We start from the raw sequence: 13101 nt of genomic DNA, 5'->3' as shown, positions 1-13101 counted from the left end.
CATGAAGAAAGGAAGTATAATTGCGTTGTTGGTTTCCTGCATAATGGTGCAGGTGGGTTTTGCACAAAACGAAACGACTAAGTATAGTGAGCTGATGGCTGCGACGGCCATGAAGCTTTGGCCCGATTCATTCAATCTGGGGAAACCCGGTACGCCGGCAAAATGGAGTTACGACCTTGGTGTGATCCTCAAAGGGACCGAAGCGGTGTGGAAAGCCACAGGGGATGCCAAATGGTTTGATTACATTCAGCTGCAGATGGATCGGTATGTGCAGGAAGACGGTACCATCCGTTCCTACAAGAGAGAAGATTATAATATCGACTTCGTCAATAATGGAAAGGTATTGCTGCTACTAGCACAAGTGACCGGCAAGGAAAAATATTACAAAGCGGCCAATCTGCTTCGCGATCAATTACGCACCCATCCACGGACCTCGGAAGGAGGGTTTTGGCATAAAAAAATATATACGCACCAAATGTGGTTGGATGGGCTTTATATGGGGCAACCGTTCTATGCGGAATATGCCAAGCTATATGGGGAGCCGGAAGCGTTTGACGACATCACCAACCAATTTGTGCTGATGGAAAAGCACAGCCGCGATGATAAAACCGGATTGCTCTACCATGGTTGGGACGAGTCACGTGAACAGGCATGGGCGGATGACGTGACGGGCAGATCTCCCAATTTCTGGGGGCGTTCCCTTGGTTGGTTTGGCATGGCGCTGGTAGATGCCATTGAGCATTTTCCCGATGGGCATCCTGGTGTCGACTCGCTTGCCAATATCTTGGTTCGCCTGGCGGATGCTGTGGTGCAATTTCAGGATAGGAAATCCGGGGTGTGGTATGATGTGGTGGATATGGGGTATCGCGAGGGGAATTACCTGGAAGCCTCTGCCTCCGCCATGCTCGTCTATACCTTGGCCAAGGGAGTACGCTTGGGGTATTTACCGGATCGATTCTTGAAAAATGCACGCAAGGGATATCAAGGGATACTTAACGAGTTCATCAGTGAGCGGGAAGACGGTGGTATCAACCTCGAAGGAACCGTGATGGTTTCCGGCCTTGGCGGTAGCGGTAGGTACCGCGATGGTAGCTTTGAATATTACATGAGCGAACCGGTGATTCAGAATGACCCGAAAGGAATCGGCGCATTTATCAAATGCGCCACCGAAATGGAAATGCTCCCCCAGTTGAAATTAGGCAAGGGTAAGACCGTGGTGCTGGATTATTTTTACAACAATGAATATCGTAAAAACCTAGCTGGTCAAGACGTGCGATTCCATTACGTTTGGGAAGAACAATCCCATGGTGGATACGCATTCCTTGGGCACATATTCCGGATGTATGGAGCAAAGACCACGAATTTGACAACCAAGCCGGATAAAGAAACGCTAAGCAATGCTTCCATCTATATCATCGTGGATCCGGATACGGACAAAGAAACGCCAAACCCGAATTACCTGGAGGAGCCTCAGCTATCCGTCATTGCCGATTGGGTGCATAGCGGTGGGGTGCTGGTGTTGCTGAGCAACGATGCTGGCAATGCGGAATTCGAACACTTCAACCGCTTGGCCCAACGTTTCGGTATTCGTTTCAACGAAGACAATGAGCTGATGGTCAAAAACAATGACTTCAGCCAGGGGACGGTAGTTGTGCCGCCCCGTAACCCGGTTTTTACCAAGGGTTTAACGTTGTTCTTGAAAGAAGTAAGCACGCTCGACCTTTCAGCGCCTGCACGTCCACTCTTGTCTCATGAGGGGAAAGACCTCATGGCATATGCCAAGTATGGAAAAGGTACGGTCTTCGCATTGGGTGATCCTTGGATATACAATGAATATGTGGATGGCAGGAAGCTCCCACCTACGTTTCAGAACTATGCAGCCACACAAGACTGGGTAAACTGGTTGCTCAAACGTGCGCGGAGTAAAAATTGATTTTATAATACAGGATTTTGAAATAGAACACAACAGGGATATGGTTAAGCTAAATAGCGATTGGGTAATAGGCAACCGAGAAAATCAACGGATCACCATGCCTCCGGATGGATGGGCAAAACTACCTGAAAAGGTACTCCAATTTGGAACCGGCGTGTTGCTACGAGGCCTACCGGATTATTTTATTGATAAAGCAAACAGACAAGGCGTTTTCAATGGACGGATTGTAGTGGTGAAGTCCACAGCCAATGGAAGGACGGACGCTTTTGCTGAACAAGATGGTCTGTATACCCTTCATGTCAAAGGAATTGAAGGGGGGGGAGAAAAACAAGAAACCATCTTGGTGTCTGCAATCAGCCGGGTGCTATCGGCTGCCCAACAATGGGATGAAATTATGAAAGTTGCGGCCAAGCCGGAACTGGAAGTCGTGATATCCAATACGACCGAAGTAGGCATCGTGCTGGATGAGCATGATGATTTGAAAGCACAGCCGCCACGTTCGTTTCCAGGCAAGCTTACGGCGGTTCTATATAGCCGTTTTAGGCACTTCAATGGTGATAAAAGCAGGGGATTGGTGATTTTGCCCACTGAATTGATCAGTAACAATGGTGACAAGCTCAAGGAAATAGTGCTCCAGCTTGCCGAGTTCCACGGATTGGGTGCGGATTTTATGGATTGGCTTAAAGAAGCCAACCAGTTTTGCGATACGCTCGTTGACCGTATCGTACCGGGTAAGCTACCTATGGCCGAACTCGAAAAAGTGGAGGAAAAACTAGGTTATAGCGACGAATTGGCCATTATGGCGGAGCCTTTCCGCTTATGGGCCATTGCAGCCGACCATCCAGAGGTAGCACGCAAACTCACGTTTTCCCAAGTGGATACAGGGATAGCCATTGCTCCTGATATCTGGAAATTCAAGGAACTTAAATTGCGATTGCTCAATGGAAGCCATACCTTCTCCTGCGGACTTGCCGTTTTATGCGGCTTCACTACGGTCAGGGAAGCCATGCAGGATGCCGATTTTTCGCGATATATCAAACACCTCATGGAACGGGAAATTGTCCCTACTATCGTAGGGGATAAAATCAGTGAGGCAGAAGCCCTTGACTTTGCCACTAGCGTCATCGACAGATTCCGCAACCCCTTCTTGGATCACCAATGGCTGAGCATTGGCCTCAATTATACCTCCAAAATGCAGATGCGGAATGTCGCTTTGCTTGAAGGGTATGCTCAAAAACAACAACCGCCGACCTACATGGCAATGGGTTTTGCAGCTTACCTACGCTTCATGCGCTGCAAGCGTAGCGTGGATGATACGTACCGAGGCAATGTGGGCAATGGCTTTTATTCCATCAATGACGAACAAGCTGCGTATTTTGAAAGCCTTTGGGCCAAATACGATGCGGAAACCTTGGTGGAACGAGTACTGAATAACCAAAGTCTATGGCATACCAACCTCAGCCTTATCCCTGGTTTTGCTTCGGCAGTGACCGGATATTTGCAGGATTTCCTGCGCGCCCCGGCTTTGGAAGTACTACGTAATAGCAACCCAACAGCGTAATGGCACAACGTGTATTGAAAATCCATCCAAGTGATAATGTATTGGTAGCGCTGCAGGATGTGGGGGCAGGTGACACCATTATCCATGAAGGCAAGGAATACCACCTCGTGGAGGACATCCCATCCAAACATAAATTTTTTACGAAAGACTTGCAGCAAGGCGATGCGGTAATCATGTACGGGACATTGGTAGGAAAAATACAATGGGATGTGCATGAGGGTGAGCGTATGACCACAGATAATGTAAAACATGCTGCGGCTCCATATGAATATAGACCCTATAAATATCAGTGGTCACCTCCTGATGTTTCCCGTTTTGAGGGGCGCACCTTCAACGGATACCACAGAAGCGACGGTAAGGTAGGGACGGCCAACCATTGGTTGTTTATTCCCACGGTGTTTTGTGAGAATAGAAACCTCGATGTCATTAAGGAGGCGCTCCATGCGGAACTTGGCTATGCCGTGACAGACCGGTATAAAGCAAAGACTAAGATGCTACGGGAATTGTACGAACAGGGAGGTAATTACAGATCAGCTTCTTTGGAGATTAAGGAATCCATCGTACCGGTAGATAGGTTATTCAAAAACATCGATGGCATTAAATTCCTCAACCACCAAGGGGGGTGTGGGGGCATCAGACAGGATGCAGCAGTACTGAGCAAACTCCTAGCCGCCTATACAGATCATCCTAATGTGGCCGGCGTGACCGTACTAAGCCTTGGTTGCCAGAATTTGCAAGTGCAGGATTTCTTGGCTGATTTGAAGGCCCGTAACCCAGGTTTTGATAAACCGCTAGCGATTTTCGAACAGCAACAATCTGTGAGTGAGGAACAACTGATTACCGATGCGATCAAGAAGACATTCACTGGTTTGGTGGAAGCCAATAAAATGGAGCGTAAACCGGCACCACTTAGCCAATTGACGATCGGGGTGAAGTGTGGGGGAAGCGATGGCTTTAGCGGTATCTCGGCTAATCCTGCGGTAGGCTATTGTTCGGACCTTCTAGTAGCATTGGGAGGGAAGGTGCTGCTGGCCGAATTTCCGGAACTGTGTGGCGCCGAACAGCATCTCATCGATAGAACGTTGGATGAAGCCGCTGCAAAAAAATTCATCGGATTGATGCGTGCATATGGCGATTCTGCAGAACGTGTGGGATCTGGGTTTCATATGAATCCGTCTCCTGGAAACATCAAGGATGGGCTTATCACCGATGCCATCAAAAGCAATGGCGCGGCCAAAAAGGGCGGAACGGCTCCGGTGGTGGATGTGCTCGATTACACCGAACCTGCCGTAAAAGCCGGTCTAAACCTGGTCTGCACACCCGGAAATGACGTAGAGGCAACTACCGGGAAAGCGGCCAGCGGGGCAACATTGATCCTGTTTACCACCGGGTTGGGAACGCCCACGGGCAATCCCATATGTCCGGTTATTAAAGTGGCAACCAATAGCGAACTGGCCAAACGGATGGCCGATATCATTGATGTGGATTGTGGACCGATTATCTCCGGGCAACAATCCGTTGAGGAAATGGGAGCGGAAATTCTTGAATATTGCATAAAAGTGGCCTCAGGAGCGGCCGTTCCCCATGCCGTACGGCTCAACCAAGATGATTTTATCCCTTGGAAACGAGGAGTCTCTTTATGATTTTGCTGATTTGAAGATTTGCTCTTCGCTAATTTGCCGTTAGCGACTACGCAAATCAGCGAATAAACGAATGGGCAAATAAACGAATAAACAAATAGGCAAATAAACAAATAAGCGAACTTATACAGTATGAAAAAGTTTTTAGATGAGCACTTCCTGCTGAACACCAAGACGGCCCAGACATTATATCATGATTATGCTGCTCATATGCCCATCATTGATTACCATTGCCACCTCCCTCAGCAACAGATAGCGGAAAACACCCAATTCGACAACATCACACGGGTATGGCTCAATGGTGACCACTATAAATGGCGGGCCATGCGGACCAACGGTGTGGATGAAAGCTATATCACGGGTGATCGACCAGACCGGGAGAAATTCCGCAAATGGGCGGAGACGGTACCCTATACGCTAAGGAATCCACTATACCATTGGACACATCTTGAATTGCAACGGTATTTTGGAATATACGAACCATTGAACGCAGCGAGCGCAGATAGGATATTCGACGAGACACAAGAAAAACTGCAAACACCTGAATATCGGGTACGGAGCCTACTCAAAAAAATGAACGTGAAGCTCATCTGTACAACAGACGACCCTGTGGATCCACTACACTTCCATCAGCAATTGAAAGATGAGGGGTATGAAATACCGGTTTTACCCGCTTTTCGCCCGGATAATGCCATGAACCTCGATGATTTGGGTAAATTCAAAGCATACGTCACCACGTTGGAAGCCGCTACAGACATCACCATTGGTTCATATGCGGATTTTGTGCGTGCCTTGAAAAACCGCCATGATTTCTTTGCCATAATGGGCTGTTCGGTGTCTGACCATGGATTGGAAGAAATCTATTGTGATGATTTCACCGACGATGAGATTAATCGGGTGTTTGACAAGTCAATGAGTGGCAAAGAAATATCCGTGGAAGAACATCGCAAGTTTAAGTCGGCGATGCTGCTGCTCTTTGGCCAATGGGATGCCGAAAAAGGATGGGTGCAGCAGTTCCATTTAGGGGCGATGCGTAACAATAATACGCGTATGATGCGCCAATTGGGTCCAGATACGGGATGGGATTCCATCGGAGATTTTTCACAGGGGAGAAACCTGTCGAAGTTTCTCGATAGGCTCGACAAGGAAGACAAGTTGGCCAAGACCATCTTATATAACCTCAATCCGGCCGATAATGAGTTGATGGCTACGATGATTGGTAATTTCAATGACGGCTCGATGGCAGGCAAAATCCAGTATGGCTCAGCTTGGTGGTTTCTCGACCAAAAAGATGGAATGACCAAACAAATAAACGCACTGTCCAATATGGGTTTTTTGAGCCGATTTGTGGGCATGTTGACCGATTCACGAAGCTTTCTTTCCTTCCCAAGGCATGAATATTTCCGGCGCCTGTTGTGTGATTTGTTCGGCACGGAAATCGAGAATGGCGAGCTTCCTCATGATATGGAATGGGTGGGCCAAATTGTGCAGGATATTTCATACAACAATGCAAATAATTATTTCGGTTGGAATAATGCTTAAATGATGGGAATACCTATATGACATCAGCTTGGATAATTAAAAGGAATAAAATGAGATTACCGGAAAAATCAGTAATGAACGAAAACGATTTCGCAAATTAATTAGGGTAAAGGAATGGTTTTCTTTCAACTCTTTATATATTTGGTTGATGTAAACGTTTACATCGACAACGACTAATTCTATTAAACTTATATTATGTCATTACCTCAGCCAATAGGCAAATACAGATGGACGATATGTGCATTATTATTTGTAGCAACAACTATAAATTATTTAGACCGGCAAGTGCTCAGTTTACTCCAACCCGCCTTGGAAGAAGAGTTTAACTGGACAAATACAGACTACGCCAATATTACAGCGGCCTTTCAGTTTGTTTATGCCATTTCCATGTTATTCGCTGGACGTATTATTGACCGTTTGGGCACCAGATGGGGATTTGCCTTGGCCATCATTATTTGGTCAGTGGCAGCAATGATCCACGCCGTTGCCATACCAATCGGCCAAGGTACCGTGGCTATCCTTGGAATTGTGGGGATTTCAGGGTTGTCCTTTTCCGTGGTGGGCTTCATTGTATCACGTTCGTTCCTTGGATTCGGGGAATCGGGCAACTTTCCTGCTGCGATTAAAGCCACGGCGGAATATTTCCCGAAGAAAGACCGAGCGTTTGCTACGGGAATATTCAATTCGGGGTCAAATGTAGGCGCTATACTTGCACCACTTACCGTGCCTTGGATGGCCTATCATTGGGGATGGCAGAGCACATTTATCGGCGTAGGAGCGGTAGGTTTTCTTTGGCTTATTTTCTGGTTTTGGTTCTACGAAAAGCCAGAGAAGCAAAAACGGTTGTCAGCTGCAGAGCTGGCCTATATCCAAAGTGACGAGGAGATAGTGGATGTGCCTGCCGACAAGGAGGAAGAAAAGGCCGAGAAAGTGCCATGGGTGAAATTATTGGGATACCGACAGACATGGGCGTTTGCGATTGGGAAATTCCTGACCGATGGCGTCTGGTGGTTTTTCCTGTTTTGGTTGCCGGCTTATCTTAAGGCACAATATGGCATGGAGGGTACGGCCATCATATTGCCACTTGCGGTGCTGTACAGCATGACGATGTTCGGCAGCATTGGTGGTGGGTGGTTCCCGATGTACTATATTAAGAAAGGATACACGCCATACGATGGGCGCATGAAGGCGATGCTCATCATTGCCTTATTCCCGTTACTAGTATTGGCTGCACAACCCTTGGGCGGCATAAGCTTCTGGATTCCAGTAGTACTGATTGGTATTGGTGCATCTGCCCACCAAGCGTGGTCTGCCAACATCTTCACAACGGTGTCAGACATGTTTCCTAAAATCACCGTTGCCTCGGTGACGGGTATTGGTGGTATGGCAGGTGGTATGGGTGGTGTGGTGATGAGTAAAACGGGCGGGGCCGTTTTTGACCATTACGCATCGATAGATGATATCACAACAGGGTATACCATTATGTTTTCGGTGTGTGCCGTGGCTTATTTGCTGGCATGGGTAATTATGAAATCCTTGGTTCCGAAAATGAAGTTGGTCAATTTGAAAGATTAGGGTGATACCCGGTAAGGAATAAAATAGAAAAGGGCTTGCAGATTATATTCTGCAAGCCCTTTTTATTTGGGTTCTACTAATAGATTACCAACGGCTTTTTTCCCGGCGTCTTCCAGAGAAGTCACGGAAGCCTCCGCCGCCGTTTTCCCGTCGCTTACGACCACCGCCATCTCCATTTCGGAATGAACGGTTGCGTTTTTCACTGCGACCTTCATCGGCTCCCCGCTCCCCTGCGTTTTCCACACGGACCGAGCGGCCATTGAAATCAATATGCTGGAATCCACTGAATACCTTGTCAACCGATGCATTTTCAACTTCGAAGAAGGTATAAACCCCTTTGAGGTCGATTTTGCCAATGGCTTTGCCACTGATCTGGGTGGTATTGCAGATATATCCCAATATGTCGCCACGGGTGAACTCGTCCACCGAGCCAAGGTTAATGAATAGGCGGGTATAATCCGATTTGTATTCATCACGGCCGAAACGGTCGCTTTTTCCCTTGCTGCGCTCACTGCCACGGCTCTCGCTTGGGTCTACATTGAGATCGGGTGCATTCTGGTAATATTCCAGGAAGCGGTTGAATTCAAGTGAAGCAAACCGCTTGACAATATCTTCTTTGCTCAGTTCAGCAAAGCTTTCCATGATCTTTGGCAAGTAAGGATCGATATGGTTTTCACTAACCGATACTTGTTGTACCTTTTCAATCAGGGCAAACAGTTGCTTTTCAACTACGGCCTCGCCCTTTGGTACTTCTGCTTTCACGAAAGATTTGCCAACAACTTTTTCGATTTGGCGAATCTTACCGAGCTCTTTGAGGTTTACCAACGAAAGGGATATACCGGTTTTACCTGCACGGGCCGTACGGCCGCTTCGGTGGGTATAGTTCTCGATTTCGTCTGGTAAGGAATAATTGATGACATGCGTCACATTATTGACGTCAATACCGCGCGCGGCTACATCCGTAGCGATGAGCAATTGGAGACTGCGGTCACGGTAACGTCTCATCACCTTGTCACGTTGTTGCTGTGAAAGGTCACCATGCAACGCATCGGCATTGTAACCGTCCTTGATCAGTGTTTCGGCAATTTCTTGCGTCTCGATTTTGGTGCGGCAAAACACGATGCCAAAAATTTGGGGATTTGAATCCACGATACGCTTGAATGCGGGATACTTGTCACGGGCACGCACCACATAATATTGGTGTTCGATGTTTTCGTTGCCGGTGTTTTTGGTGCCCATGGTGAGTTCGTGCGGATCGGTCATGTATTTCTTGGCGATACGACGTACCTCTGCGGGCATGGTGGCTGAAAACAGCCATGTTTTCTTTTCTTCGGGAGTAGTGGAAAGGATATTGTTGATGTCTTCCTGAAAGCCCATGTTGAGCATTTCATCGGCTTCATCCAATACTACGTAACGTACATTAGAAAAATCAATGGCTTTTCGGCCAATGATATCGAGCATACGTCCGGGAGTGGCAACTACGATTTGCACCCCACGTCGTATTTGACGCAACTGGTCACTGATGTTTGCACCACCGTAAACGGCAACAACACGTGCATCAGGGAGATTTTTTGCGTATTTCTCAATGTCTTTGGAAATTTGCAAACACAGTTCACGCGTAGGACACAAAATGAGCGCCTGCGGATGTTTTTGCGAAAAGTCCAATAGTTCTAATAAGGGCAGACCAAATGCTGCGGTTTTACCGGTGCCGGTTTGGGCTAATCCGACAAAATCGTTGCTGCCTGCAAGTAATACGGGAACGGCTTGTTCCTGGATAGGAGTAGGTTTTTCAAAGCCTAACTCAGTGATGGCATTAACAATATCATGACGGATTCCCAGTTCAATAAATGGGTTCATGAAATTATATATACAATAGGCACTATTGCCTAAGGCGGTGCAAATGTAGGGATAATAAATTGAATTTCAAAACTTAATGATGAAAAATAAAAAGAAGGCCCCTTGGTTGAGGCCTTCTCATAGCTTACTTAATACAGTGTAAACTCTACCCTGCGATTTTGTTGACGGCCTTCTGCCGTGCTATTGTTTGCAATGGGTTGTGTAGGGCCGTATCCTGTTGCTTCGATACGTGAAGGATTGGCCCCCTTGCTTACCAAGTATGCCTTCACGGCTTCGGCACGCTCTTTTGAGAGACGCATGTTGGTTTGCATGGACCCGGTATTGTCCGTATGGCCTGCCAATTTGAGGCTGAAGTTTTTCTCAATGAGCAAGACAGCAACCTTGTTGAGGCTTGTGTGCGATGGTTGCCGGATTGTTGCTTTTCCTAAATCAAACTCCAAGTTTTGGATGGCTTCATCCACTACCCGGCGGTCTTCTTCGGTAACGGCTACTTGTTGGACAACAGGTGCTTTGGGCTCAGGTAAAGGACATCCTGCTCCATCCACTTTGGTTTTTTCAGGTGTGTCAGGGCACTTGTCGTACCTGTTGGCCACGCCATCTCCATCCTCATCGGCGAGGTCGGCATATAGGCGTTCCATCTGGGATTGCAGTTTTTTGTTTTCCGCTTGCTGTGCTTCCAAGGCGGCCTTTTGGGCCAATAATTCATCATATTGCGCCATGTATTCTTTTTGCATGGCCGATACCGGATTACTGTTGGCCATGAACGGTTTGCTCTTATTGCCCAATGCAAATTCGACACCCAAATGGGCATATGAATATATGTCTTTAGACCCACCATTGACTATGCCATCGAAGGTTGTCGACTGTACAAGATTTAACCGGTATCCCAGATCAATATTGAGGTCATTTGCGACGGCAAACTTTAGCCCTATTCCACCAGGTATAAAAAGCTTAGTGGAGGCATCGTATTCCATGCTGATTCCATCGACTTCCGCCGTTGGTTCAAAACTAAGCGCACCTAATCCAGCATTCAAATACGGTTTGATGACGCCTTGGTGGTGCCTCCAATTGATGTTGGCTAGGGTAATATGCGCCGATAATGCCAAAGACCAAGGTAGTTTGGTCTCGAAGGTGTTGTTGTTATCTTTATATGCGCCACCTACTTTTCCCCCGACAAATTCTGCTTGGACACCGAACCCAGGGAGGATTTGTCTTTTAATATATACGCCATATCCGAGGTTTTGTTCCACTTTATCAAATTCACGACGTAGACCAATGAGGTTGGACTGGTTCAGCAGACCACCATGTACTCCGATAGACCATGTCCGGTATTCCGTTTCGGGCGCAAAAGGTCTTACTTCATTAACTACATGGGTCTGCCCAATCAATTGAGTTGCGGAAAGGATACTGGCGGCGGCAAGTAGTCCGGCCTTCTTAAAGGTAATGTTCATATGCATAATTGTTTTTCGTTTTTGTCTAATTTTTATACGTTTTGCTTGTTCTTGGTCGCGTTCAATCTGTTAAATATCAGCCTTGGTTTGCCCATCATGTTGCTGCCAAATACAGATAACCCAATCCGATAAGGATAGCAATGCCAAAACTGAGTAATGTGCCAATAAGTACATATTCAGTCAATTTGCGATCTTTCCCTTCCCGGAGATCACCGAACCGGAAGATGGATTTGGCTGCTAACAGGAAACCAACGGCTTCCCAGTGGTCGGTGATGATGAATATGAATACGAAAAGGCGTTCCAATATCCCGATGAATCTTCCCGCGCGGATTAATGAATCTTCCTCTTGAAACAAGGAGCTTCCCTGTCGATCTTTTGTTTCAAGGCGCCATTGTGCAATCATCATTTTAATCAATACCGCTGGAACGAAGATGACCAACGCCAATGCGGTAATGAAAAGCAGATGCGGTGTTGATAGGATACCCGTAAATGAGTAATCAAAGGGTTGATAATGATGCGTAACAATGGCTAAGATGATGAGGTGAAGGGCCTGATCAAGCGAAAAGTATAATAGCGCATTTTTTCTGTTTTCCGCATATAGTTTTACCAAATCAATCAAGTAATGAGATACGATGATGAATAGGAAACCCATCCAATACCTCGTATTGAAACCGAAGGCCGTGGCTACTAAAGCAGCATGGATGAACGTGTGGAGGTACAGTTTTTTCGATTTGTATTTATATTTCCGTTTGTCGGCGACCCAACTGTTTGGTTGAAAGCAAAAATCTCCGATAATATGCGCCAACAATAATTTTAAAAACAATGTCATCCCTTTATTTTTTGTTGTACCAGTTCCCTGAAATAAGTTTCCATTTTCATGATTTCGTCATATCCAGCACGTTGTTGCCTTTCGCTCACCCTGCCTTGGCTAATTTGCAGCATATTGCCTAGTTCGGATTGCGTTTTTTCTGGGTGCTCCATAGAAAGGGCCATTATTTCCGCCGAATTAGCTGTCCAACGATCCATGGTTAGCAAGGCCAGTTCCAAGCACATGTTGATGGATCGATCCATGTCATGCCATGGCGATTTAATAGCAAGGGTGATTTTTTTCAACTGGTCGAACAACCTCCCTGAATTGACGAAAGCCTCGCCGTTCGCTTCGCTGATTTTCGGCGCATCATATGTTTTTGTTCCTATACCGATAGCCATCCTTACATCCAAACCCGATACACTTTTGACAATGGCTTTGATATATAGGGCTTCTTTTAGTGTTTCCTGTAGTTGGGTTATTTCCAATTGAAAACTATCTCCACGGTTGATTTCCCATGTTTTTGGTGTCGGCCCGATGTTGTTGAAAGCAACCTTCAACCTAATCAGCCATTCGTCAGGATTAGCATACTTTCGGGAATTGATAATATCACCAGTGATAATGCCTGTCATGTTCAATAGATAAATTGGTAGGTCAAAAGTAAAAGATAGGTTTGAGAAATGCAAATTTATCTGCTTAAAAACAGATAATTTTATTTATCTGCCTGTATACAG

Annotated in this window: 9 protein-coding genes; 5 read left to right on the top strand and 4 right to left on the bottom strand. The window is 46.5% G+C overall.

What is annotated here, in order from left to right; genetic code table 11:
* Window position 1 precedes the first annotated feature (1 nt).
* From NF543_RS14975 to NF543_RS14955, 5 genes are all read left to right on the top strand, one after another.
* Window positions 2–1933, top strand: coding sequence for a glycoside hydrolase family 88 protein (locus NF543_RS14975; protein WP_257669144.1), 1932 nt, complete (start codon window positions 2–4; stop codon window positions 1931–1933).
* A gap of 40 nt (window positions 1934–1973) precedes the next feature.
* Window positions 1974–3494 carry a tagaturonate reductase gene (locus NF543_RS14970; protein WP_257669143.1) on the top strand — a complete coding sequence of 507 codons (1521 nt, stop codon included), beginning with the start codon at window positions 1974–1976 and terminating at the stop codon, window positions 3492–3494.
* Window positions 3494–5137, top strand: coding sequence for a UxaA family hydrolase (locus NF543_RS14965; RefSeq protein ID WP_257669142.1), 1644 nt, complete (start codon window positions 3494–3496; stop codon window positions 5135–5137). The genes NF543_RS14970 and NF543_RS14965 overlap by 1 nt, the downstream gene beginning before the upstream one ends.
* Window positions 5138–5266: 129 nt before the next feature.
* Complete coding sequence (uxaC, locus tag NF543_RS14960) at window positions 5267–6676, top strand: glucuronate isomerase (RefSeq protein ID WP_257669141.1); 1410 nt, start codon at window positions 5267–5269, stop codon at window positions 6674–6676.
* 195 nt (window positions 6677–6871) lie between these two features.
* Window positions 6872–8251, top strand: coding sequence for an MFS transporter (locus tag NF543_RS14955; RefSeq protein WP_257669140.1), 1380 nt, complete (start codon window positions 6872–6874; stop codon window positions 8249–8251).
* An 84-nt stretch (window positions 8252–8335) separates the two neighbouring features.
* Here the strand turns inward: NF543_RS14955 and NF543_RS14950 are convergent, their stop codons facing one another.
* From NF543_RS14950 to NF543_RS14935, 4 genes are all read right to left on the bottom strand, one after another.
* On the bottom strand, window positions 8336–10108 hold the full coding sequence (locus NF543_RS14950) for a DEAD/DEAH box helicase (protein ID WP_257669139.1): 1773 nt from the start codon (window positions 10106–10108) through the stop codon (window positions 8336–8338).
* Between the two features lie 128 nt (window positions 10109–10236).
* On the bottom strand, window positions 10237–11559 hold the full coding sequence (locus NF543_RS14945; protein ID WP_257669138.1) for an OmpA family protein: 1323 nt from the start codon (window positions 11557–11559) through the stop codon (window positions 10237–10239).
* Window positions 11560–11653: 94 nt separating this feature from the next.
* Window positions 11654–12388 carry a DUF3307 domain-containing protein gene (locus NF543_RS14940; RefSeq protein ID WP_257669137.1) on the bottom strand — a complete coding sequence of 245 codons (735 nt, stop codon included), beginning with the start codon at window positions 12386–12388 and terminating at the stop codon, window positions 11654–11656.
* Entirely contained in the window at window positions 12385–12999 is a 615-nt protein-coding gene (locus NF543_RS14935; protein ID WP_257669136.1) for a sigma factor-like helix-turn-helix DNA-binding protein, read from the bottom strand. The genes NF543_RS14940 and NF543_RS14935 overlap by 4 nt, the downstream gene beginning before the upstream one ends.
* Window positions 13000–13101 lie beyond the last annotated feature (102 nt).

The sequence above is a fragment of the Parapedobacter tibetensis genome, from assembly GCF_024704835.1.
Classification (GTDB): Bacteria; Bacteroidota; Bacteroidia; order Sphingobacteriales; family Sphingobacteriaceae; genus Parapedobacter; species Parapedobacter tibetensis.
This window is presented reverse-complemented; position numbering and strand designations above follow the sequence as displayed.

Coding starts and splice junctions, on each gene's coding strand:
- NF543_RS14975 (WP_257669144.1), top strand. CDS start 2: ATGAAGAAAGGAAGTATAATTGCGTTGTTGGTTTCCTGCATAATGGTG.
- NF543_RS14970 (WP_257669143.1), top strand. CDS start 1,974: ATGGTTAAGCTAAATAGCGATTGGGTAATAGGCAACCGAGAAAATCAA.
- NF543_RS14965 (WP_257669142.1), top strand. CDS start 3,494: ATGGCACAACGTGTATTGAAAATCCATCCAAGTGATAATGTATTGGTA.
- uxaC (WP_257669141.1), top strand. CDS start 5,267: ATGAAAAAGTTTTTAGATGAGCACTTCCTGCTGAACACCAAGACGGCC.
- NF543_RS14955 (WP_257669140.1), top strand. CDS start 6,872: ATGTCATTACCTCAGCCAATAGGCAAATACAGATGGACGATATGTGCA.
- NF543_RS14950 (WP_257669139.1), bottom strand. CDS start 10,108: ATGAACCCATTTATTGAACTGGGAATCCGTCATGATATTGTTAATGCC.
- NF543_RS14945 (WP_257669138.1), bottom strand. CDS start 11,559: ATGAACATTACCTTTAAGAAGGCCGGACTACTTGCCGCCGCCAGTATC.
- NF543_RS14940 (WP_257669137.1), bottom strand. CDS start 12,388: ATGACATTGTTTTTAAAATTATTGTTGGCGCATATTATCGGAGATTTT.
- NF543_RS14935 (WP_257669136.1), bottom strand. CDS start 12,999: ATGACAGGCATTATCACTGGTGATATTATCAATTCCCGAAAGTATGCT.